The sequence below is a fragment of the Dorea sp. AGR2135 genome (assembly GCF_000420885.1).
Taxonomy (GTDB): domain Bacteria; phylum Bacillota; class Clostridia; order Lachnospirales; family Lachnospiraceae; genus Dorea; species Dorea formicigenerans.
In genome coordinates this window covers 1-22,982 of sequence record NZ_ATVU01000036.1, presented here as the reverse complement: position 1 = coordinate 22,982, position 22,982 = coordinate 1, and the positions used below count along the sequence as shown (strand labels likewise).

Here is a 22,982-nt window from a genome sequence, read left to right as displayed (position 1 = left end):
TATGAGGCAGGTTACCCACGCGTTACTCACCCGTCCGCCGCTCAGTCACAAAAGTCTTCATCCGAAGAATCAGACTTAAGTGCTTCGCTCGACTTGCATGTGTTAAGCACGCCGCCAGCGTTCATCCTGAGCCAGGATCAAACTCTCGTTTAAAAATCTTAATTCCGATTTGACTCGGATTTAAAATCAAAGTTCGTTCCAGGTCAAGAAAACTACTAGCTTTCTTATCCCTTTTACTGTTTTAAGGTTGACATTGTTATTCAATGTCCGTTCTGAATTTTCTCTTAAAGAATCTTCAGGGTTGTTGTCTATTATTTAATTATCAAGGTTCTTTTTTCTTGTTGTCGTCTCAGCGACAGCTTATTTATATTATCACATTCATAATCGCTTGTCAACAACTTTTTTTATTTTTCTTTTTCGCTGTCCGCTTCGATCATCTCTGTCATCCGAAACAGCTTATCTAGAATATCATTTCTATCGACATTTGTCAACAGGAAATTTCATTTATTTTTTTTGCGTTCCCATGAGCTCTTAAGCACTTTCCAGTCTTGTCTCATGTGACAGCTTGTATAATATATCATGCCCGTCCAGAATTGTCAATATTGTTTTTATTGTTTGTTTTATTTACACAATTTACACGATTCTAGTTATCACATTTCGCTTTGCTTGTTCATATTTGCAGTTTGAATTACATTTCCCCCAAATTAATACCCAAAATTGCAATTAAATTATCTTATTTTGCAAGAAGAGTTTCCATTAAACGCAGTTTGACACGTAGCATTTCACTAAAATACTACGTGTCAAAGCTTTAAAATTTCACTGCTAATTGCATAATCGGATTATAATCATATATCATTTTTATTATATCATTATTCTGAATCAGCTCATAGGCTTCTTTTCCAATGCTTGTCATATAGAGCATTGTGATAATAATAAATGCCACCCATACAATGATAAGTGCACAGCCAAGTCCAACAACTCCACCTGCAAGCCGGTTAATGAATCCCAGCACAGGTAATTCTGCCACAATATCAAGTGCAAATACAATTGCACGCAGTATAATGGTCACAATCAAAAATGTTCCCAGGAATGCAATAATATGAATAATTAGTTTTGACAGGAATTCTCCTACATACTGTGCAAATGTCTGTACTCCCAGTTGTGAATAAATTTCACTGTTATTATTGGTAGACAACTGTGTCTTAAATACTGCTGGAAGATCTGCTTTTTCTATAGCTGCTACCTGCAGATCTCTTGGAATATCCGCTCCCTCAATTGCGTTTTTGACTTCTTCGCTGACTTCGTCATTATTTACACCGTCTAAAATACTGCTGGAAATTCCATACTGTGCCAATTGTTCTCCTGTAATCTTTCCATTTACAATATCATCTACTGACACACCGTAAGATTGCAATTCTTCTTCACTAATCCCTGCTGCCTTCAATGCTTTTCGTACACTTTCTGCTGAAATTCCTGTTGAACCACTGTCATCACTGCCTCCGGCCAACTGGGAAGCTGCCGCTTTTGCCATCGTGTTCGTTACCTGGCTTTTGATCATTTCATCAATCGGCGTATGCTTTTCTATTGCCGATGAAACATAAGGTGATGCTGCAACTACAATGACAATTGTTAAAATCGTAGTCGCAAGTGACACAGCGATACGAATCGCTCCCCGGTAGATTCCAATCAAAAATCCCAGTAGAAATACTCCTGCTACTGCTATCGTTAACCAATTCCACTCCATACCTTCTCCTTATTTTACAAGACGGACATTCTCCATGCCGTTTGCATTTATCACAATGTATTTATTAACTCCCATAGTTGGAAAAATTTCACGAATATTCGTTTCTATCTCTCCTTCAAATTTCTGTATTCCGCTTTTCAGGAAAATACTGCAGTTATTTCCATCATACATAATCACCTGGCCGCCGCTTAATTTTACATTTCCATAATCCCCGGTAAAATCTTTTGACAATGTCTGCTTTCCCGACGTATTGTAAAGCCGGAGTTCATAACCGCCTTTTCCTTCATTTTTCAAGACCAGACCAATATATTTGTTATCGTGAAATACGCTTTTTATCTCTTTGTCTATCTTAATCTGACTGGTCTCTTTCGGAACACTTTCGCCTTGATATATTGTCAGCATATTATCTCCGACTACTGCTGAAATCTTCTGGTTCATAAAAAATCCTTCTGCCATCAGTGTTCCTTTATATTCTTCCTGTGTAACCTGATGATCCGTCTCCTGTTCCCCTGCACTGCCAAAATTATAGTAAACTACCCTTGATGTCACACTGCCGTCCTGCGTATACAAATATGCGACCTGCATCACTTCTGCATCTGGTGAAATAGCAACATCCATCGGGTATCCTGTTCCGGTCAGCGATGTCTTATGCTCCACTAGGATATTTCCTGCAGTATCATAACAGACGATTTTGGGTGATGAACTGTCTTTCAACACCGCACACACAATTCCCTGACTGGATACTGTCGCTTTTTCTATCGGAAGCGTTGTATGGATCTCGCCCTTTACACCGTCTTTTTGAAAAATGACAACGTCATTACCGCCTTTGTCAAAAATTATTGCACAATCCTCTCCTGCTACAACAGTCGGAGTCTTGATCTGATAAGCCTGGTTCCATTTCTCTTCCCCCTGCCGACTCAAATATGCCATTCCATCTCTACTGTAACGAATCACACCTTCCGAAAATTCCTTGTAATTGCTGTCCGTACTTCCTGCCTCCGGATAAGTGTTCGCCACCCGCACATTCGTATACGTCTGTAAATGTATAAATAAATAGATTCCTACGGACGCTGCCACAATCAAAATGAATACTATCAGAATTCTTGTTCTGATCTTCTTTTTATGCGCCTTCACCTGTTCCTCCAGTTGCGCCATCTGTGTTTCTTCATCTTCTGTATTGTCCATGATCCGCCTGACCAGTTTGTCCACATCTTCCGAGTCCCGCACCACCCGCAGATCTTTATTCTTTCGATTCAATATTCAGATTCCCTTCATATTTATTATTTTTCCCTATTGTACCACACTCCGAGCTATGGTAACAATAGCTTTTGCCCGATGAAAATCAGGTTCCCATCTGACAGCCCGTTCATTTTACAAATTGCCTCTACATGGCCGGTATCCCCATATGTCTTCTTACTGATGCTTGCCAATGTATCTCCTTTTTTTACAGTATAATAGTCCGACTGACTGAGTTGTTCCTGTACGGTCGACACTTCCGGAACCGTTCCTTCTGATTTTGCGTCGTTTGATTTTTTTGTATCACTGGAAGCTTTTACGGAACCGCTGGCTGCAACCGTCTCACTATTCTGATTTCCCTTTGTTTCCTCTTGATTTTGCCCTTCAGACTGCGCATTAATTTGATTTTCATTTTCTCCATTCACACGCTGGTCGTTCACCTGAGCATTATCATCCACCTTTGCCTCTGTTCCTTTCGCACTTGCGAGCTGCTCAAGTGACTGCTGTACAGATTCCATGCGTTCAAAATTATTCATCATTGAGACACCTATTGCCAGTACCACCACCACAAGAAGCGCACTGGTCGCATATAATAATTTTGAACTCTGACTCTGCTCCTTAATCTCCATTCTCTGCCTCACCGCACTACGAAAATCCTTTGTAGCTCGATCCTCAACCATTTCACTGGGTGTCACGCCATTCTGCCTGCGTGTGTTAATCATGTAATTCTGCATTTGTGGATTTTTTTCATAATAAATGTAATGACCGCCAATCTGCATCAGCTCATTATATTTATAAGCAAAATACATCTCGTCACTTGATGAAGCATCTTTCCATATAAAAATCGTATTTTCCTGATCATACATTTTCCGGTGCAGCTCCTGCGCTCCCCGATTCATGCTCATTGGATGTCCTGTCTCCAAAAGGCACCAGCCAATTAATTTCTGATCTTTGAAATACTCTTTTTGTTCCTTCTCTATTTTTTCCCAAATTTCTTCGGAAATCTTTAAATTTGTTCCTTCAACTTCTACATCTTCTGCCTGGATCGCTCCTGATATATACACAACCACCTTGTCCTCACATTTTGTGATCTCCCCGACCAGTGCCGCTGCTACAGGTTTCTCCATTGCTTTTTCCTGCAATTGCCCAAGAAATGTGTCTACATAATCCTCCACATAAATCTTTGGCTCATCACAGACATTTCCAATCTGTCTTACATTTTTCGGAAGCTGCCGTTCCATATACTCTCACCTCATTAAATATATTTGCCTCTATGGCGGTGTTAATGATAACACAGAAAATATGCATAATTTATCAATCGGTGAGACCTGTCCCGGAAACTTTACGGCATCACGCCCCTACTTTCGACGTCCTGTCTCCAGAAGACTGCAATACTTGTCAGTAATGGTCGTAACCCAGCCTTCTCTCGTTCTCGGAAATGTCCGAAATGTCACCGGCCACATGTGTGTCCGGATAATATCTACTTCAATCTGATTTAATGGGAAATATTTCTTCGCATTTCGGTATGCTTTTTCCGGATGCTTCAGACCATGAAACCGTTCCCCCGTCTGGGCAGCATGCGTGTGCCAGTCATAAAGGAACAAATCATGGAGCATACCTGCCCGCGCCGCAGATCTCGCATCCAGATGAAACATTTTACAGAGACAGTAATTGCAATAAGCCACCCTGAGACAATGTTTATAGCAGTTTGTTTTTCCATGCTGCGGATATTTTTTCATTTCCAGCACGACCGGGTGCTCCGCCAGGTCCTGTATTGACTTGTAAAATTCTCGTTTAGCGGTATATTTATTTTTTGACATAACTGATAACTCCCCACTTTGAATTGCAAAAAGGCATGTCTCACCAAAGACATGCCCCTCATATTCATAGTTCTATATAAGCTCCACTAATCTTACTCGCCAAATACAGCTTTGTAATCAGCCTGGAATTTTGCGATTCCCTGATCTGTTAATGGATGATGTGTCATCTGCTCGATTACCTTGTAAGGTACTGTAGCAATATCTGCTCCGGCAAGCGCACACTCTGTAACGTGCATTGGGTTACGTACACTTGCTGCGATGATTTCTGTCTCAATACCTGCAACCGCGAACATCTCTGCGATCTCTGCGATAAGGTCTGTTCCTCTTGTAGAGATATCATCCAGACGTCCTAAGAATGGTGATACATATGTAGCACCTGCTCTTGCAGCAAGAAGTGCCTGATTAGCAGAGAATACAAGTGTAACATTTGTCTTGATTCCCTCAGCTGTAAGAACTTTAACTGCCTTAAGTCCCTCTACTGTCATCGGAATCTTAACTACCATGTTCGGATGAATCTTTGCGATTGCTCTTCCTTCCTCGATCATTCCCTCAGCATCAACAGTTGTAGCCTTAACCTCACCGCTGATTGGTCCATCAACGATAGATGCAATCTCTGCAATAACTTCTTCAAATACTCTTCCCTCTTTTGCGATCAGGGATGGATTTGTTGTTACTCCGCAGATAACTCCCATGTCGTTTGCCTTTTTGATGTCCTCTACCTTAGCTGTGTCGATGAAAAATTTCATTTTTTCTGTTCCTCCTTTAATCTATGAACTCATTGTTCATTCTTACTGCCCACCTAAGCAAATTATAGACCAGTTACCTGTATATATCAAGATATATTTTGTCAAGCTGTAAAACTGCACAAATCAATTTGGGACAGGTGTGAGAGGAGAAAAAAGGCGAAAATACGCGGTAGTTGAAAAAATTGGGGACGGGGTTTTTTTAGAAAAACCCCGTCCCCAATTTTCTTTTTTAGCACTTTTCACAATTGTGTGCGTCCTTCTAATGCGCGCAATAATGTTACTTCATCAATATACTCCAGATCTCCGCCTACCGGCACGCCGCTGGCAATGCGGCTGACTTTGACTCCGGTTGGTTTTATCAGCTTACTGATATACATCGCGGTCGTCTCGCCTTCCAGACTTGAATTTGTCGCAATGATGACTTCTTCTACATCGCCTTCCAGGCGCCGGATCAGTTCTTTCAGCTTGATGTCTCCCGGACCGATGCCAAGCATCGGGGAGATTGCGCCGTGAAGTACATGGTAGACGCCGTTGTATTTTCCTGTCTTTTCGTAAGCTGCCAGGTCTCTTGTATTCTCTACAACCATAATTGTCTTATGATCGCGGTTTAAATTACTACAGATTGGGCAGAGTTCCTGATCCGTCAGGGTGCAGCATTCTTTGCAGTAACGTACATTTTCTCTTGCCTCGACCATAGTGTCTGCCAGACGTTTCACTTCTTCTTTCGGCATATGTATCAGATGAAATGCCAGTCTGGATGCTGACTTCGCACCAATGCCCGGCAATCTGGACAGCTCGTCAATCAATTTGCTGATCTGGTTACTATAGTAATCCATTCATGCCTCCTGTGAATTTGGACATACTTGCTGCAGATGCTTCATCTACTTTGTCAAGTGCCTCGTTCACTGCTGCCACAAGGAGATCTTCTAACATTTCTACATCATCTGGATCTACAACTTCTTCATCCAGTTTTACTTTTACAAGTTTTTTGGATCCTGATACTGTGACTTCTACAGCTCCGCCACCGGCAGTTGCTGTAAATTCTTTTGTCTCCATTTCTTTTGCCTGCTCTTCCATCTGACGCTGCATCTTTTGAGCCTGCTTCATTAAGTTTGCCATGTTCCCCGGCATTCCGCCTCCTGGAAATCCACCTCTTTTTGCCATAATTAATCATCCTCCACTACAATATCCATATTGATTAGTTTTTCTATATCTACAAAACTGTCCTCAAATCTCCGTCCTTCTTCTACCTGACGGACATCGATGTCCAGTTTTTTTCCGATTTTACTCTCGATCAGATTTCTGATTTCTTCTTTATGTTCTTCTGTTCCTACTACCCCGGCTCCTACTGCATCCTGCAATACGATCAGAAGTCTGTTTCCTTCTCCTGCACTTAGTCTTGCCTGCTTCAGATAATTCCGCAGCATTGGCGATGCATCCGATGTGAGTTTACGGAAATCTTTTGCCACTTGTTTTACATCTTCATTCAGAGCTTCCGGAAGTTCCGGCTTTTTCTTCGGTTCCTGTTCTGCTCCTTCCGGTCCATTTACATAGACAATACGTTCTCTCGCCGCATTTTCCATAAAATCACCGTTTTCCAGCTTTTCCTCTATTGCCCGCAGGCGGTCAAGCAATGTATCTGGATTTGTCTCCATTGCCGGACGACACAATTTAATCAGTGCTACCTCCAGCATGACCCTCTTCTGGGTTGAATATTTTAACTGACTGGTCAAATCTGAAAATACGCGAATATACCGGATCAATGCATCATCCTCAATCATCTGAGCCTCTTCTTTCAGCCGTGCCAGATTCTCACTGGATACATCTAACACATCTTCCATATCATCAGAGCTTCTGACAAGCAGAAGGTTTCTGAGATACCACGTAAAATCTGCTGAGAGCTGCGACAGTTCTCTTCCCTGCATGACCAGCTCATCTACAATCTCAACGACACTGTGTACATTTCTGTCCAAAATCTTACGAAGCAGTCGGCTGAATACTTCCGTGTCCACCGCCCCCAGTACTTCCAGCACATGGTCGTATGTCAGCTTCTGTCCGATGTAAAATGCAGCACACTGATCCAAGAGACTTAATGCATCACGCATGGAACCGTCTCCCATACGTGCAATATATCGGACTGCCTTTTCTTCTACATCCCATCCTTCTTTATTAATCAATTCCTGCAATCTTGCTGAAATAGTCTCGATGGAAATTCGTTTAAAATCATATCTCTGACACCGGCTTAAAATCGTGACTGGAATCTTATGCGCCTCTGTAGTCGCCAGTATAAATATGACATACTCCGGCGGCTCTTCCAGCGTCTTCAAAAGTGCATTAAAGGCCCCGATAGACAGCATATGCACCTCATCAATGATATACACTTTATAACGTCCTTCTGTTGGACGGTAGGCGACCTCTTCCCGGATTTCACGAATGTTATCGACACCATTGTTGGAAGCCGCATCGATTTCAATCACATTCATGGAATTGCCTGCGGCAATCGCCTTACAAACTGCACACTCTCCACACGGGCTTCCGTCTACCGGGTGTTCACAGTTAACTGCTTTTGCAAATATCTTAGCAACCGTTGTTTTTCCGGTTCCCCTTGTTCCACAGAACAGGTATGCGTGTCCGATACGATCTGCTTCGATCTGATTCTTAAGCGTCCGCACAATTGCATCCTGTCCCTTTACATCTTCAAATTCATTTGGCCGGAATTTCCGGTATAAAGCCATATATGACATGGTTATTATTCATCTCCAAAACTAATTCCGGTGATCTTTGCCTGTCTGATGATCTCAGACTTCGGATCAACATATTTTAACTTTCCTGCTACTTCACTAAGCGGAACACGAACAATCTTATCATTCTTTACGGACATCATACAACCATAATTTTCATCTAAGATCGCGCGGGCAGCTTCTGCGCCGAGTCTTGTTGACAATACACGGTCAAATGGACACGGGGATCCACCTCTTTGGGTGTGTCCTGGAATTGCGATACGCACTTCCTGCTGAGTTCTCTTCTGAACTTTTTCTGCCATCTCATAAGCTACAGAAGGATATTTCTTCTTTGCCTGTTTGTCCTTTAATTCTTTCTTGGAAAGCTTCGCGTCTTCCTTGGAGATAGCTCCTTCTGCCACTGCGATAATGGTAAACTTTTTACCTGATTTGGCACGCTTGTCTATTGCCTCTGCAATCACATCCATGTCATAAGGAATCTCCGGAAGCAGAATAATGTCGGCACCGCCTGCAATTCCTGCGTGCAGCGTTACCCAGCCGACTTTATGTCCCATGATCTCAATAATAAATACACGGTTGTGGGAAGTTGCTGTTGTATGGATACGATCGATCGTATCTGTTGCGACTTCAACCGCACTGTGGAATCCAAATGTCATATCTGTTCCCCACAGATCGTTGTCGATCGTCTTCGGAAGCGTCACAACATTTAAGCCTTCCTCACGCAGAAGGTTTGCTGTCTTATGAGTCCCATTTCCACCAAGGATCACAAGACAATCCAGACTTAACTTGTGATAAGTGTGCTTCATAGCTTCTACTTTGTCCAGCCCATTTTCATCCGGTACACGCATTAGTTTGAACGGCTGTCTTGAAGTTCCAAGGATTGTTCCTCCGACTGTTAAAATTCCTGAGAAATCTTCAGCTTTAAGCATTCTGAAGCTCGAGTAGATCAACCCTTTATATCCCTCTTCAAATCCATAAATCTCCACGTCTTTACGTGCCTGAAACAGTCCTTTCACCACGCCACGCATTGCTGCATTCAGTGCCTGACAGTCTCCACCACTTGTCAACATTCCAATTCTAAGCATCTGTTTTTCCTCCTGCATCTCGTGTCATTATCTTAAAGTCATCTAATAATTCCTGTCTATGGAATCATATCTGCTCACAGCAGCAGTTGCTGTAACCAGTATCAAACAGCTTTGCTATCTATTATTTCGTCAGTACTTCTACACTCTTTTCTTTTACAAGTACCATGTACTCTACCTGGGCTGACAATCCGTCATCATCTGTATATACGGTCCAGCCGTTATCCTCATCTACATAGAACTCCGGTGCTCCCTCGTTGATCATCGGCTCGATTGTGAACATCATACCAGGAACAAGCACCATTTCACTGCCTTTTGGTGTTACATAACTTACAAATGGCTCTTCATGGAATTCAAGACCAATTCCATGTCCTCCAATTTCCTCTACAACAGAATATCCATTTTTCTTTGCATGCGTGTTGATCGCGTATGCAATATCTCCCAAATGCCCCCATGGCTTTGCTGCCTTTAGGCCACGCTCTACACACTCCTGTGTTACACGCACGATCCGTTCTGCTCTTTCGGACACATTTCCAATCTTGAACATACGAGAAGCATCTGAATAATATCCATTTAAAATGGTTGATACGTCTACATTGATAATATCCCCTTCTACAAGGATTTCATTCTCACTTGGGATTCCGTGGCATACAACATTATTGATCGATGTGCACACACTCTTTGGAAATCCTTCATATCCAAGCGGTGCCGGAATTCCTCCGTGTTCTGTCGTGAAATCATATACAAGCTTATCGATCTGCGCTGTGCTCATACCAGCTTTAATATGTGCAGCCACATGATCCAGTACTGCTGTGTTGAGGTCAGCGCTCTTTCTGATTTCGGCAATCTGCTCCAGTGTCTTAAGAAGTGACCGGTCCGGAACAATCTGTCCTTTTTCTGCAAGCGCCCAAAGTTTTACGTCTAACCTATCCATAATTAACGTCCATCTCCTTCAAAACAAGTGCGGAGTACGCACCCATGTTTACAACTATCTCTCCATCTTCTACTATATACTCTTCGTACTCAGTTGTGTAGCCCTCATGATAAGAATACATCAGCCTTCTCATACGTCCACGCATCGGGATTTCTGCCTGCCATACAGGAACCGTTACTTCCTCCAGAGCATCACTGTTATTAATGATTACAACAATCCGCTGGTTCTGATCTGTTCTTGCATAAGCCAATACATTTTCCCGCCACTCAAGCATCTGAACAGAACCTTCCCTGAACACCGGGTATCGCTTGTGGATCCGGATCATTTCTCTGTGAAATGCAATCAGCTCCTGATCTTCATGCCCCCACGGATACGTACGTCGGTTGTCTGGATCCGTAAATCCGCACACGCCGGCCTCGTCGCCATAATAAACAGTTGGTGCGCCCGGCCACGTCATCTGCATAACGACCGCCTCACGCATAACTGCCACATTGACATTTTCATTGGCTGCTTCTGCCCCCAGTTCCTGCACACGGCCGACTCTGTGATTCGTTCTCGTCAGGAATCTGGAATGGTCATGATTCGACAATTCATTCATGGAAACCTGCAGGGACGGCGTCATCATATTGCTCATGTGATGACATATCGCATTTACAAATGCGTCGGCGTTGCCTCTTAAGTCTTCTCTTGCCTCGTCACTGTGCTTCTCCATCCCAGTCAAAAACCAGGTGACCGGCTCCATAAATGCGTCGTAGTTCATGATGGTATCCCACTCATCACCTTCCAGCCACTCGCTTGGATCTCCGTAATGCTCCGCCAGGATCAGTGCTTCCGGATTTGCTTCTTTTACAACTTTACGGAACTTTTTCCAGAATTCGTGATTGTACTCGTTACTTCTTCCAAGATCCGCTGCCACATCCAAACGCCATCCATCCGCATTGTACGGCGGTGACACCCATTTCTTCGCAATCTCAAAAATATAAGCTTCCAACTCCGGTGAATCTTCGTAATTCAGCTTCGGCAGAGTATCATGTCCCCACCATCCGTCATATGAACCATTGTATGGCCAGCGTTCCCGCTCTTCCTGAAAGAACCGGAAATAGCTGCGATACGGGCTGTCTGCGCTGACATATGCTCCCGGCGCATACCCTTCCTGTTTCTCGTAAATGCGCTCTCTGTCCAGCCATTTATTGAAGGATCCGCAGTGATTGAACACTCCATCCAGAATCACCTTCATGCCGCGCCGATGCACCTCTTCCACAAACTGAACAAAAAATTCATTGCTGGCCTCCAGATTCTTTTTGGCCGTCACTCGTTTTTGATATTTCGTGGCATTGGCATTTTCATGATCGCCCTCTGCCAGTATATTTCCGCCGTCTTCAACAATCACTCCATAATGAGGATCAATGTAATCATAATCCTGAATGTCATATTTGTGATTGGAAGGAGATACAAAAATTGGATTAAAGTATAACACTTCTACTCCAAGATCCTGTAAATAGTCCAGTTTATCCCAGACTCCTTTTAAATCTCCACCATAGAATTCCCGCACATCCATGGCTGCCGGATAGCGGTTCCAGTCTGTAACTTTTCTACTGTAGTCTCCGATATAGTAATATTCCCGGTCTTCCACATCATTGTCAGGGTCACCGTTGCAGAAACGATCTGTAAATATCTGATACATGACTGCGCCTTTCGCCCACTTCGGTGTACGAAAGCCCGGACAGACTACATAATCATAGTCTGACACCACTCGCTCTGACACTCCGCACCGGTTATAATAGCATACTTCACTGCCGCTTCGGATCTCAAAATAATACCGGAACGGCTCCTCGCCCAGCTGTCTTTTTATCTCATAATAGTCAAATACTTCGCCCGTCTGTGTCTTCTCCATCTCATACCGGATTTTCTCGTGAACAAGGCAGACATGTTCTGCATCGTCCTTAGCGGTACGGAACCGGAACGCAACTTCTTCGTTGCGCTCCGGTTCGGACGGATTCACATACTGCGAAGTACCGTCGCAAAATAATGCTTTCTTATTCATCTATGCTTCATCTCCAAACAACGCTTCAAACTCTTCTCTGGAAATCTTTTCTTTTTCCAAAAGCAGTTCTGCACATGCATGAAGTACATGATCGTACTCATGAATAATACTCTTCGCTTTTGCATAGCACTCATCTATGATCCGTTTTACTTCCTGGTCGATCACACCGGCAACATTCTCACCGTAACCCCTGGAAGCATGGGCAAGATCTCTTCCGATGAAAACTTCATCGCTGTCATCGTCGTAATTGATCAGTCCGACTTTCTCAGACATACCGAACTTCGTTACCATGGATTTCGCAATACCAGTCGCCTGTTTAATGTCCTGAGAAGCTCCTGTCGTAATATCATCAAAAATGATTTCTTCCGCAACACGGCCGCCAAGTGCCACTGTGATATCCTGCAGCATCTTGCCTTTTGTATTGAACATTTCGTCCTGCTCCGGAAGCGGCATCGTATATCCGCCGGCACTTCCGGTCGGAATGATAGATACACTGTACACCGGTCCCACGTCTGGAAGGACATGGAACAAAATTGCATGACCAGCCTCGTGGAAAGCTGTGATTCTTCTTTCTTTTTCAGAAATAATACGGCTCTTTTTCTCTGCTCCGATTCCGACTTTGATAAATGCTTTCTGGATGTCTTCCTGCTTTAAGAAGAGGCGTCCTGCTTTTGCTGCCAGAATTGCCGCTTCATTTAATAAGTTCTCAAGATCTGCTCCTGCAAATCCTGCAGTTGTCTGCGCGATCTGTTTCAGATCGATCTCCTCACTGAGCGGTTTTCCCTTTGCGTGAACTTTTAAAATTTCTTCTCTTCCCTGTACATCCGGTCTTCCGACTACGACTTTACGGTCAAAACGTCCCGGACGAAGGATTGCAGGATCCAGAATGTCGACACGGTTCGTTGCTGCCATGACAATGATCCCTTCATTGACACCGAATCCGTCCATCTCAACAAGTAACTGGTTCAATGTCTGCTCACGCTCATCATGACCGCCGCCCATACCGGTTCCTCTTCGTCTTGCGACTGCATCAATCTCATCGATAAAAATGATGCACGGTGCATTTTTCTTAGCCTCTTCGAATAAGTCACGGACTCTGGAAGCTCCGACTCCGACAAACATTTCCACAAAATCAGATCCGGAAATAGTAAAGAACGGAACTCCTGCCTCTCCGGCTACTGCCTTGGCCAGTAGTGTCTTTCCGGTTCCCGGAGGTCCCACAAGGAGAACTCCTTTCGGGATACGCGCTCCAACCTGGATATATTTCTTAGGTTCTTTCAGGAAATCAACGATCTCCTCCAGCTCCTCTTTCTCTTCTTTCAGTCCTGCAACATGATCAAATGTAACCTTCTTGTCGCTGTCTGTGCTTAACTTTGCACGGCTCTTTCCAAAGCTCATGGCTTTGCTTCCGGCATTTCCTCCCTGACGGTTCATCATCATAAAAATGAACATCACACCTGCAAGTGTAAGAAGCACCGGCAGAATTGTTGTTGAAAATAATGTGTCCTGCGGAACATCTGCCATATCATAGTCCAGCTTATTCTCTTTCAGATAATCCTGCACTTCATTAATATCTGAAACATACAGATACCGCACCTGCTTACCGTCTTTATCTTTCTTCTTCAGTTTGATTTCCACATGTCCGGTCGGCACATTTTTATTCTGAATCACAGAAATGCTGTCTACATTGTCTCCTGTAACCAGTGTCTGAAACTCACTCCAGGTAAGTCTGTCACTCTGGTTCTCGAACATGTTCGTAAACCAGAGCACTGCAAACAGAAATACAACAAGAACTAAAAGACCGGCTCCGCTGATTCCTTTATTTTTTCTAGTGTCCAAGCTTTTTGCTCCCTTCTACTCCACACCTTCTACAACTCCGATGTATGGAAGATTTCTATATTTCTGGGCATAATCCAGACCGTAGCCCACAACAAATTCATCTGGAATGTTAAATCCAACATAATCAACCTTCACGTCTTTGACACGTCTTTCCGGTTTATCTAATAATGTACAAAGTCTCAGGCTCTTTGGTCCACGTTTTTTAAGAATTTCAATCAGATAAGAAAGCGTTCTTCCTGAATCAATGATATCTTCTACGATCAGAACATCTTTTCCTTCCAGTGTCTCATCAAGGTCTTTTGCAATCTTAACTACACCGCTTGAAGCTGTTCCGTCACCATAACTGCTGACACTCATAAAGTCCATGGACACCGGCACGGTAATTCTCTTTGCCAGTTCGCACATAAAGAATACGCCACCTTTTAATACACAGATGAGATGCACTTCTTTTCCTTCATAATCTTTACTGATCTGCTCTCCAAGATCACGGATCCTCTTATCAACTTCTTCTTCCTCAACTAATACTCTTACTGTCTCTGCCATAATTTTCTCCTTTGCAAAAGTGAATTTCTAAAATCTTTTTTGTAGATTCTGTAATCTGATAACGCTGGCTCTGTCTGTGACCGACCACCCACATAATATCGTGCCCATCTGCCACCAGCCAGACCTTCTCCCGCTCTTCCCGCGAAATTTTCTCATTAATAAAATACTTTTTCAGCCTTTGCGTTCCTCCATTTTTATTAATTGCAAGGACATCTCCGGCCTGTCTGTGTCTGATTTCCACAGTGTTATTAATTATATCATAATCGAACCATTTCGTGTAGGTTTTTTCAGGAAATGCTTTCATTCCAGGCGGTCTTTCGAAAATGCGGAACTGAAACAAAGCCTCTGGATCTTCTATATTTTCATCATTTAAATGGTTTGGATCAATCATTTTTGTAGAAATGACTGGTTTCTTTTCAAACTTCACTCCTCCATAAATGCGGCTCGCAGTCACAGCATAAGGCAAATCTATTTTCCGACCCACCTGCCGGTTCAAAAGCTCCTCTACCGCCTGTACATGTACTGCACTGATATCCTTCTCGTGCCCCGCAGCTTCACAGATGATCCGGTGGATCACATAACTTTTTAACGGTGCCGGGACTTTGTCATATTCATTTTTATTCAGAATCAGACTAATAGCTCCTGTAGCAAGATTTGTTTCTTTCCGACATGATTGTGGCTCTATCTGCAACACTTTTTTCTTATACTCCTCAATCTGCATATCCACATAGCTCCAAAGTTCACGCACGCTCTGAGCTGTTCTGGAAATGTGCCAGACTGCCTGTTCATTTATTTCCTCCAGTTGTGGAATAACCTGATTACGAAGCTTATTTCTTGCATAAACATTTTCTGCATTCGTCTCGTCTGTACAATAAGATATTCCCACTTTTTCTAGATATGATTCAATCTCATTTCTTCCTATATTAAGAAGTGGACGAATCCAAAATCCGGACACCGGCGCAATCCCGCCAAGTCCCCGGACATCTGTTCCCCGGCACAAATGAAATAACACGGTCTCGGCCTCATCATTTCTGTGGTGTGCCAGCGCAATTTTCCCAAAACCTTGTGCGCTCTCTTGTCTGCCATTGGCACACTCAGCATGGTGGGACTGGATATCACCATATTGAGCATTGTCACATGGAACATCGCTATACTGGTTTCTTACTTCCAGAAATGCCTCTCTCCTGGCCTTTCTGCCCGCTTCCTCTTCAGACATATTCCAGCATTTTGCAAGTTCTCTTATATTCTTATGATAAACAACAAGCGGAACATTCCACGCATCACAAATTTTCCGCACATAACGCTCGTCTGCGTCAGCACTGTCTCCGCGAAGGCCATGATGTACATGCACCGCTGTAATTTCCAACGTTCCATCTCCGCTTTTTTGTCGTTCATCCCGAAGCTTTGTAAGCACAAAAAGCAGGCATACGGAATCTGCACCTCCCGATACGCCTACAATTACTCTGTCCTTTTTCTCCAGCATATGCTGTTCTTCTACATAAGCTTTTACTCTCTGATACATCTGCTTTATCCTGTTAGGACGACTCTCTAATCATCTGCCCAAACATTTCCTCGCTTATTTGTTATTCAAGAATGGCTTTGATTTCTGATATCAATATATAAAATTTGCCCGCAAATTGCAAGTTTTCCATATATTTTCTCTATTTCACTATTTACATATAGACCATATTCCTTTTTTATTCTTAGAGGCAAATACTTCAACTACAATGATATTCTAAAGCTTCCAGATTCCTGTCACAAGAATTGTCATATCATCAAGAGGCGCTGCGCCTGCATATTCCATGACCCGGTTCAAAATGTGATGTGCCATTTCTCCCGGATTCTGGGACTCCACCTGACAAATGAATTCTTCCATGAGGCTGTCCTGTTTCCCCGTCGGCAAGGTGTCCAATACACCGTCTGTCACCATAATAAGAAAGTCTCCATCTTCAAGTTGTCGCCGCTCCGGTTCTATATCAAGCCTTGCCAGCGCACCAATCGGAAGGGAAATAGAATGCACTTCCTCCACCTCATCTTTTCGTTTTATATATGTAGTGGCTGCTCCTGCTTTTACTATCTCACAGCTTGCATCGTACAGATCAATAATCGCCACATCAATCGTGGAAAACATTACTTCTTCCCGACCGGTCACGAGGGCTGTATTCATAATCTGAACTGCCGTTTTTACCGGGAATCCAGCGTTTAAAAGCTCTTCTAACATTTCCACTACCATCGTACTCTCTCGAAATGCGCGCTCACCTGAACCCATGCCGTCTGACAGTGCCACACCTTTTCTTCCTCCTGGCAAGTCCGAGGTCAAAAATGTATCTCCGGAAATTTTCTCGCTGCCTTTTCCTATTTTGGCCACACCCTGGATCGTGTGAAATCTTGCTCCTTCCACACAGGCAACTGTGCAGTACTCGTCCCCGATAATTGGGCGTTCTCCCCTCCCGGGAACCATGATCCGGCCTGCCATTTTCCCAACTTCTGACGCCAGTTCTTTCATAGCGACAATATGCCCCTTGGACGCCTTTAACGTCAAATGTATCTCATATTTCCCCTGGGCGGTCATATAAAAAACCGAGGACAAAATCTTGATTCCGGACTTTTTTAACTGATTTCGGATTTTCTTTTTCAAATGCTCATCTTCAAATATCCCGGCATCCAGCTCGTGAGTCGTATAGCACAAAGTCTTCGCCAGGTCATTTAACTGCGCAGCAAAGCCCTCCCGGTTCTGTACCATTTTATTATTCCATATCAACTTCTGTCTCACATTTTCATAATTTTCCAGTGTCTCTCGCAAAAATCTCGGTGCCAAAAGGCACTGCTTCATAAGCCTGCGTTTTAATTCCACATTTAGCTCGGCACCGTAGTCCTGAACCGCACACAGAATTTCCCGCATCATATGATACGTTTGCTGCCGTCTCTCCCCCAGACATTTTTCTCGATTTTCACACTCCCGGCACACCTTCTGAGTCACACGCTCAAAAATGTCGTCATTTTCCTCATTTGTAAATGTAGCGCGATAATCCTCCAGCTTTGAAAATGTATCTGACAGCTTCTTTAAAGATCCCGCAAACTTGTCTACTTGAATCACATACGGATTCGTAAAAATCTGTGCTCCCCGCTCCTTCAATTCCTGCATAAAAATCTCCCCTTACTAATTCTTCTATCTCAGCTTTCGTATTCCCGCTCCGCTTTTTTTCAAGAATGCCTCGGCATTCTTGCTGCAAGGTGCGCGTCATGCAATTGCATGACATACTTCTACTGCGCATCTCTGCAAGTCAATCCCCCAGCTGATACCAGCTTGTTTCTCACCACCTATAGAGGTGGAAGTCATCTTCAATATCGTTAGTCCACAAGTCTAAGGCAAAACTCAAACGCAATTCGTGTTAAATTTTCAAGGTACAAATAAAATCATATATTAATTAACGTGTCTTTTGACACCCTAATCCTATTATACAAAAAAGCTTCGGGCTTTCGCCCAAAGCTTTTTCATTCGTTACTTTGCTTTTAATATGATCTCATTTTCATTCACCAGACCAAGCTTTTCCTTCGCAATCTCTTCCACATACTCGTCAGTTCCAACGTATGCTTCCATATCGTCTATCTCCTGTGATCTGGCTTTCTCTTCATCTATCTGTTTCTTAAGCTCCGTCTCCTGAGCCAAATAACTTTTCTCCTTCGCCCGAAGAGAAATTCCACCGACCACTACAAGTGCTGTCATCAAAAAAATTACACCTGTAATTACAAGCACACTCAACTTGTGTTGATTCGTCCGCCTCCTGGACCTTCTCTTACGGCTATTACGCCTCGTATCTTTCATATTAATACTCACCCTTGTCTTCGGTTCCCGCACCGATTTATACTTTTTTATAATAATAACTTTTTCCCTGAAATTTATCAAGTTTTACGGGTGTAGATTTTTTTACACACTTTTTTAACTTTATGCAAAAGCCATGACATCAAGCACGCTCCAACTACAACACCTAGTATATAATACCAGCGCACACTACCACTACTAGTGTGGTAAATTTGCACAAACAGATACATTTCCACAAAAATCCAGTAAAACAAGTCCTCTATTCCGACTGCGAGAAACGAATGTTTCACAATATCCCGGAAGCATTCCAGGCATCTGTATGTTCCTCTTAAAAATAATCCAGATGAAAATGCAGTCAGAAAAATTAATAATTCTTTTTCAATCCCAATCATTGACTTTCCTGCAACTTTCCGCACACATTAACGAAACAAACGTGCAAAGAAATTCTCTCCCTGTTTTTGTTCTGCATGCACATCCGAATAAGCAATACTGTCAATATTTCCGGACAGATCCACTTCTCCTTTTTCCAGACTCAGCCGGTTTACATGAAGGTCCGTCCCCTTCACCATCAACATTCCCTGCTCCGTTTCCAGTAGAACTTCATTCAAATCAAAAGATAATACATCCTTCACACCCGTCACCAGACTTGCGGTCCGGTTATTCAAAACCAGTTTATGCCCCCGCATAGCTGGTTTTGATACATTTCTCTCATCCATGCACATCACAACCTTTCTTAGTAATCATATGAAAGGTACCCTGCATTTATTACAGATATTTGAACAAGTCTTTCGCCTCTTCCTTCTTCGTCGTCTCCTGAATATCCAGGACTTCAACTTTCACAGTTCTTGTACCAAACTGAATTTCAATAATATCTCCGACTTTAACCTTGACCGAAGCCTTCGCAACACTACCATTGACCAGCACTCGCCCAGCATCACAAGCTTCATTTGCAACCGTTCTGCGCTTGATTAAACGCGACACCTTCAAAAATTTATCTAATCTCATAATATTTCTCCATTTTCTTCCAATTGGGGACGGGGTTTTTTCAAAAAAACCCCGTCCCCAATTAAATTGTATGCTTCTTACACACAATTTCCATATACCAAAAAGAACGAGGAGCCAACAACTCCCCGCCCGTACACTTATCTAGAACTAATCCATTACTCGTTAACAGCGTCTTTTAATGCTTTACCAGCTTTGAACTTAGGTGCTTTGCAAGCTTCAATCTTCATTGTCTCCCCTGTAGACGGATTTCTTCCCTCTCTTGCAGCTCTCTCGCTTGTCTCGAATGTTCCGAATCCAACTAACTGAATCTTATGACCTTTCTTAAGTTCTTCTGTAACTACATCAACAAAAGCTTTTAAAGCTTTTTCAGAATCTTTCTTAGAAATCTCTGCTTTGTCAGCAATAGCTGCTACTAATTCTGTTTTGTTCATGGATAATTTCCTCCTCCTGTTTATCTAGGCACCCTGCCTCTAGATATTGTTATACCTGTTTTCCCTATATTTGTCAAGGATATTTACCCTTTTTACTGCGTATTTATAGGCTTTTTAGGCATTTTTAAGATTTAAATCCGAGCATCAAAAAAGTGATTTAAAAAATGTTCTTTTTCCTTCATTTGTCTGACTGCCATCTGCATTTTTTCAACATTTTTTATTGATATCCATGCTTTATTTGAATGATAATATGAATTTGCAACTTTAAAAAATTTTTCTGGATACATCAATCTATTTTTCAAATACTCCAATTCATTTTTCCCCAACGGTATAATTGCTGAATATGCATTGAGTATTCCATCGCTGATCCATTCTTTGAAACCTTGTTTTTCCATTGCCTTTCTTAAGAAATAATACAAATCCTCTACTTGAACATTCTTTTTAAAATGATCAAAATTCACCGTGTAAACATTTAACTTTCTATGCCCATAATTATCTTTTTCAGAAGTCGCATCAAACAAAATATTGTGGTAATTGTATTCACCATGTACCATATATCCTGCATCAATACTTTGTTGATAAAGCTGTTTATATCCCGAAGCTTTCAGGCTTTTAACCGCTGCGTCTGCCCATGCTTCCATCTGATCAAAATACTCCAGGAACAAATATTCAAACTCCCCTTTCGGAGAAACATTTCTGATGTATGCCCGCACTTTACGTAATTCTCGATTATGTCTTATATACCCCTCCTCCAAATTCTCCGCTTCCGACACATTTTCCATTATTTTTTTTCTCATCAACAAATGTATCTTCGCCAAATTACCTGCTGCCTCAAAAAGTTCTGCCGCTCTTCTTACATCGCATTCCCGCCCCGGCGGCATTCGTCTAAGCATGTAAATACTTCCATCACCCCCCTTTGTTACATAATCTCCTTCCCGGTTTTTCACTGGCATATCTATAGTTTGATAATCATAATCCATAAAATACTCATACAATTCGATAAGCGCAGGAAGCCTCTTTTCAGATACCCCTACCTCTCTCATTAAAAACACACCCTTATCTGTGCTGCATAAAATAGCACCCCTGGTCTTCCGGGTGCTATTTACGGCAATTTCATATTGTTCTAATATATTATCCCGTTCATAATCTTGCATATTCAGCCCCCTGCACTCTACTACATATTCTCTCTATCCTATGAAAACAATTGCGAAAATATGCAAATGGGGACGGGGTTTTTTCAAAAGAACCCCGTCCCCATTTGAACTTCAACCTGTTCCTTTTTAAATTGTAGCTTTTTTCAATAAAATTTCTTTCTGATTCAATTCTGGATCTTCTATAACCATTTCCAGTAATCGATTCAATATTTCACCAATTTCTTTTCCTGGCTTAATTCCAATAGCTATCAAATCGCTACCACTTACAGCCAGTTCTTTCAATGAAACACATTGCTTCGCCTCTTTAATTTTTGCATACAGTGTTTCTATATCATCTAGATTTTTTAGTTTTCGTTCCCGCAAATATGTACTCTGTGCTAACACATCCGCACGTCTCACTTCCATATAATATTCAAAAATGTCTTCACCAATTTTATTCATGGCTTTCCTTACATTTTTCGCTTCTGCCGGCATACGATAATCATGACAAAGCACCAGCCTTGTGACAATTCGGATTGTCTCATTATCAAATTTTAATCTTTTTAAAATTTCTTTGGCAATATGCTCACTACCAATTGCATGTTTTTTAAAATGTGCCTGTCCCGTCTCATCCATAGTCTTGTACTCAGGTTTTCCCATGTCATGAAGCAACATTGTAATACGTAATATTCTATCCGGACGCACCCTCATTAATGCATGTAATGTATGCTCCCCTACATTGTACATATGGTGTGGCGTCTCCTGTTCCGTCTTCATAAGAAGATCAAATTCCGGCAAAAACTGCTTTGTAATTCCAAGCTCATAAGCTGTCCGTAACATATCCGGTCTATCAGAAACTAACGTTTTTACCAGTTCCACCTGAATTCGCTCTGCACTAATTTTTCGAAGCGTTGGAGCCAGCTCTTTCATAGCCATTCTCGCCTCGTCATCAATTTCAAATCCAAGCTGTGCCGCAAACCGTATTCCTCTTAATATACGCAAAGCATCTTCCGAAAATCTTGCCGTTGCATCTCCCACACAGCGAATAACTCCTTTTTTCAAATCTTCCATTCCGCCAAAAATATCTACAAGTCCATCTGCATCATTATATGCCATCGCATTGATTGTAAAATCTCGACGGAGAAGATCCTCTTTTAACGACCTAGTAAATGTAACCTCCTTCGGATGTCTGTTATCTTCATATTTCCCATCAATTCGATAGGTCGTCACCTCGTATCCTTCATGATCGAGCAAAACTGTAATTGTTCCATGCTCAATCCCTGTATCAAATGTCTTATCAAACAATGTTTTTGTTTCCTGAGGCATCGCAGAAGTTGTAATATCCCAATCTTGAGGAATTCGTCCCAATACGGAATCCCGTACACATCCTCCGACCGCATAAGCCTCATAACCATGTGTCTGAAGCGTCTCTATAATCTTTTTCACATTCTCAGGTAATACAATCTTCCGGTTTTCCATTCTCATATGCCTCCTTATTAATCTGTATTATTGTACCAAATCGCTGGCGCGATGGCTAGCGTTACGTACAATAAGGTCGCCACTTTTTTTTCAAAAATAAAAGTAGCAGTTTTTTTGTATATGTTATATTGTTAAGTTACCACACTCAAACAATTACACACAAAAGAACTGCTATGCTTATGTTATCATGTTTTTTTATTCTTAACAATTACATATCTGATTTTTTTATTCGTCCGCCTCCCTTTAGGTGTTTGTTTTTACTTTTTTTATTACAAACATCATTTATTTTAGGAGGTTCATTATGGACAAATATTTTAATTCTTACAGAGAGATGATTTCTCTCCGTGGTCTTACCGACCATACAATCAAAAGTTACTCTACA

The 22,982-nt window shown here is 42.3% G+C and carries 22 protein-coding genes and 1 rRNA gene; all 23 read right to left on the bottom strand.

The annotated features are described in order from the left end of the window. Positions 1-153 (bottom strand): 16S ribosomal RNA (locus G593_RS0116105); the annotation flags it as partial. A 655-nt stretch (positions 154-808) separates the two neighbouring features. Beyond that, positions 809-1,744 (bottom strand): CvpA family protein, encoded by a 936-nt coding sequence (locus G593_RS0116100; RefSeq protein ID WP_029732354.1) that lies wholly within the window; start codon positions 1,742-1,744, stop codon positions 809-811. A gap of 9 nt (positions 1,745-1,753) precedes the next feature. After that, the gene (locus G593_RS0116095) at positions 1,754-3,001 is read right to left on the bottom strand and encodes a DUF5711 family protein (protein WP_029732353.1); all 1,248 of its coding nucleotides are present in this window, start codon (positions 2,999-3,001) and stop codon (positions 1,754-1,756) included. A 53-nt stretch (positions 3,002-3,054) separates the two neighbouring features. Beyond that, positions 3,055-4,221 (bottom strand): LysM peptidoglycan-binding domain-containing protein, encoded by a 1,167-nt coding sequence (locus G593_RS0116090; protein ID WP_022279687.1) that lies wholly within the window; start codon positions 4,219-4,221, stop codon positions 3,055-3,057. Positions 4,222-4,338: 117 nt separating this feature from the next. Next, positions 4,339-4,800 (bottom strand): phosphohydrolase, encoded by a 462-nt coding sequence (locus G593_RS0116085; RefSeq protein ID WP_029732352.1) that lies wholly within the window; start codon positions 4,798-4,800, stop codon positions 4,339-4,341. A 92-nt stretch (positions 4,801-4,892) separates the two neighbouring features. Beyond that, a complete protein-coding gene (gene fsa, locus G593_RS0116080) occupies positions 4,893-5,546 on the bottom strand; it encodes a fructose-6-phosphate aldolase (RefSeq protein WP_005335290.1) in 654 nt (217 codons plus the stop codon). Positions 5,547-5,785: 239 nt separating this feature from the next. Next, positions 5,786-6,382, bottom strand: a complete 597-nt coding sequence (recR, locus tag G593_RS0116075) for a recombination mediator RecR (RefSeq protein WP_005335277.1) — start codon at positions 6,380-6,382, stop codon at positions 5,786-5,788. Next, positions 6,369-6,710: a YbaB/EbfC family nucleoid-associated protein gene (locus G593_RS0116070; protein WP_005335276.1), complete on the bottom strand. Its 342-nt coding sequence runs from the start codon at positions 6,708-6,710 to the stop codon at positions 6,369-6,371. Before G593_RS0116070 ends, recR begins: the two co-directional genes overlap by 14 nt. Before the next feature lie 2 nt (positions 6,711-6,712). Further along, positions 6,713-8,290 carry a DNA polymerase III subunit gamma/tau gene (gene dnaX, locus G593_RS0116065; RefSeq protein ID WP_005337311.1) on the bottom strand — a complete coding sequence of 526 codons (1,578 nt, stop codon included), beginning with the start codon at positions 8,288-8,290 and terminating at the stop codon, positions 6,713-6,715. Between the two features lie 5 nt (positions 8,291-8,295). Next, positions 8,296-9,372: a 6-phosphofructokinase gene (locus G593_RS0116060; protein ID WP_029732351.1), complete on the bottom strand. Its 1,077-nt coding sequence runs from the start codon at positions 9,370-9,372 to the stop codon at positions 8,296-8,298. 121 nt (positions 9,373-9,493) lie between these two features. Then, positions 9,494-10,303, bottom strand: coding sequence for a type I methionyl aminopeptidase (gene map / locus G593_RS0116055; RefSeq protein ID WP_029732350.1), 810 nt, complete (start codon positions 10,301-10,303; stop codon positions 9,494-9,496). Beyond that, positions 10,296-12,347, bottom strand: a complete 2,052-nt coding sequence (locus tag G593_RS0116050; RefSeq protein ID WP_022279684.1) for a glycoside hydrolase family 13 protein — start codon at positions 12,345-12,347, stop codon at positions 10,296-10,298. Before G593_RS0116050 ends, map begins: the two co-directional genes overlap by 8 nt. Continuing rightward, the gene (gene ftsH, locus G593_RS0116045) at positions 12,348-14,186 is read right to left on the bottom strand and encodes an ATP-dependent zinc metalloprotease FtsH (protein ID WP_022279683.1); all 1,839 of its coding nucleotides are present in this window, start codon (positions 14,184-14,186) and stop codon (positions 12,348-12,350) included. It lies immediately after the preceding gene. 15 nt (positions 14,187-14,201) lie between these two features. Next, positions 14,202-14,729 carry a hypoxanthine phosphoribosyltransferase gene (gene hpt / locus G593_RS0116040; protein ID WP_005337320.1) on the bottom strand — a complete coding sequence of 176 codons (528 nt, stop codon included), beginning with the start codon at positions 14,727-14,729 and terminating at the stop codon, positions 14,202-14,204. After that, positions 14,701-16,251, bottom strand: coding sequence for a tRNA lysidine(34) synthetase TilS (gene tilS, locus G593_RS0116035; RefSeq protein WP_029732349.1), 1,551 nt, complete (start codon positions 16,249-16,251; stop codon positions 14,701-14,703). The genes hpt and tilS overlap by 29 nt, the downstream gene beginning before the upstream one ends. A 213-nt stretch (positions 16,252-16,464) precedes the next feature. Continuing rightward, positions 16,465-17,874, bottom strand: coding sequence for a SpoIIE family protein phosphatase (locus tag G593_RS0116030; RefSeq protein WP_029732348.1), 1,410 nt, complete (start codon positions 17,872-17,874; stop codon positions 16,465-16,467). 357 nt (positions 17,875-18,231) lie between these two features. Then, positions 18,232-18,555, bottom strand: coding sequence for an FtsB family cell division protein (locus G593_RS0116025; protein WP_022279681.1), 324 nt, complete (start codon positions 18,553-18,555; stop codon positions 18,232-18,234). Between the two features lie 77 nt (positions 18,556-18,632). Next, positions 18,633-18,944, bottom strand: a complete 312-nt coding sequence (yabQ, locus tag G593_RS21605; protein ID WP_005337326.1) for a spore cortex biosynthesis protein YabQ — start codon at positions 18,942-18,944, stop codon at positions 18,633-18,635. A 27-nt stretch (positions 18,945-18,971) separates the two neighbouring features. Next, on the bottom strand, positions 18,972-19,268 hold the full coding sequence (gene yabP, locus G593_RS0116015; RefSeq protein ID WP_029732347.1) for a sporulation protein YabP: 297 nt from the start codon (positions 19,266-19,268) through the stop codon (positions 18,972-18,974). Positions 19,269-19,317: 49 nt separating this feature from the next. Beyond that, on the bottom strand, positions 19,318-19,557 hold the full coding sequence (locus tag G593_RS0116010) for an RNA-binding S4 domain-containing protein (protein WP_005335220.1): 240 nt from the start codon (positions 19,555-19,557) through the stop codon (positions 19,318-19,320). Between the two features lie 155 nt (positions 19,558-19,712). Then, positions 19,713-19,988, bottom strand: coding sequence for an HU family DNA-binding protein (locus G593_RS0116005; protein WP_005335218.1), 276 nt, complete (start codon positions 19,986-19,988; stop codon positions 19,713-19,715). A gap of 131 nt (positions 19,989-20,119) precedes the next feature. Continuing rightward, positions 20,120-21,142, bottom strand: a complete 1,023-nt coding sequence (locus G593_RS0116000; protein ID WP_022279680.1) for a spore coat protein CotS family — start codon at positions 21,140-21,142, stop codon at positions 20,120-20,122. 126 nt (positions 21,143-21,268) lie between these two features. After that, on the bottom strand, positions 21,269-22,600 hold the full coding sequence (locus tag G593_RS0115995) for a CCA tRNA nucleotidyltransferase (protein ID WP_005337334.1): 1,332 nt from the start codon (positions 22,598-22,600) through the stop codon (positions 21,269-21,271). Between the last annotated feature and the right edge of the window lie 382 nt (positions 22,601-22,982).

What these genes read in the sequence shown, in the direction of transcription:
- G593_RS0116100 (WP_029732354.1), bottom strand. Translation starts at nt 1,744, where the DNA reads ATGGAGTGGAATTGGTTAACGATAGCAGTAGCAGGAGTATTTCTACTG.
- G593_RS0116090 (WP_022279687.1), bottom strand. Translation starts at nt 4,221, where the DNA reads ATGGAACGGCAGCTTCCGAAAAATGTAAGACAGATTGGAAATGTCTGT.
- G593_RS0116085 (WP_029732352.1), bottom strand. Translation starts at nt 4,800, where the DNA reads ATGTCAAAAAATAAATATACCGCTAAACGAGAATTTTACAAGTCAATA.
- fsa (WP_005335290.1), bottom strand. Translation starts at nt 5,546, where the DNA reads ATGAAATTTTTCATCGACACAGCTAAGGTAGAGGACATCAAAAAGGCA.
- recR (WP_005335277.1), bottom strand. Translation starts at nt 6,382, where the DNA reads ATGGATTACTATAGTAACCAGATCAGCAAATTGATTGACGAGCTGTCC.
- G593_RS0116070 (WP_005335276.1), bottom strand. Translation starts at nt 6,710, where the DNA reads ATGGCAAAAAGAGGTGGATTTCCAGGAGGCGGAATGCCGGGGAACATG.
- dnaX (WP_005337311.1), bottom strand. Translation starts at nt 8,290, where the DNA reads ATGTCATATATGGCTTTATACCGGAAATTCCGGCCAAATGAATTTGAA.
- G593_RS0116060 (WP_029732351.1), bottom strand. Translation starts at nt 9,372, where the DNA reads ATGCTTAGAATTGGAATGTTGACAAGTGGTGGAGACTGTCAGGCACTG.
- map (WP_029732350.1), bottom strand. Translation starts at nt 10,303, where the DNA reads ATGGATAGGTTAGACGTAAAACTTTGGGCGCTTGCAGAAAAAGGACAG.
- G593_RS0116050 (WP_022279684.1), bottom strand. Translation starts at nt 12,347, where the DNA reads ATGAATAAGAAAGCATTATTTTGCGACGGTACTTCGCAGTATGTGAAT.
- hpt (WP_005337320.1), bottom strand. Translation starts at nt 14,729, where the DNA reads ATGGCAGAGACAGTAAGAGTATTAGTTGAGGAAGAAGAAGTTGATAAG.
- tilS (WP_029732349.1), bottom strand. Translation starts at nt 16,251, where the DNA reads ATGTATCAGAGAGTAAAAGCTTATGTAGAAGAACAGCATATGCTGGAG.
- G593_RS0116030 (WP_029732348.1), bottom strand. Translation starts at nt 17,874, where the DNA reads ATGCAGGAATTGAAGGAGCGGGGAGCACAGATTTTTACGAATCCGTAT.
- G593_RS0116025 (WP_022279681.1), bottom strand. Translation starts at nt 18,555, where the DNA reads ATGAAAGATACGAGGCGTAATAGCCGTAAGAGAAGGTCCAGGAGGCGG.
- yabQ (WP_005337326.1), bottom strand. Translation starts at nt 18,944, where the DNA reads ATGATTGGGATTGAAAAAGAATTATTAATTTTTCTGACTGCATTTTCA.
- yabP (WP_029732347.1), bottom strand. Translation starts at nt 19,268, where the DNA reads ATGGATGAGAGAAATGTATCAAAACCAGCTATGCGGGGGCATAAACTG.
- G593_RS0116010 (WP_005335220.1), bottom strand. Translation starts at nt 19,557, where the DNA reads ATGAGATTAGATAAATTTTTGAAGGTGTCGCGTTTAATCAAGCGCAGA.
- G593_RS0116005 (WP_005335218.1), bottom strand. Translation starts at nt 19,988, where the DNA reads ATGAACAAAACAGAATTAGTAGCAGCTATTGCTGACAAAGCAGAGATT.
- G593_RS0116000 (WP_022279680.1), bottom strand. Translation starts at nt 21,142, where the DNA reads ATGCAAGATTATGAACGGGATAATATATTAGAACAATATGAAATTGCC.
- G593_RS0115995 (WP_005337334.1), bottom strand. Translation starts at nt 22,600, where the DNA reads ATGGAAAACCGGAAGATTGTATTACCTGAGAATGTGAAAAAGATTATA.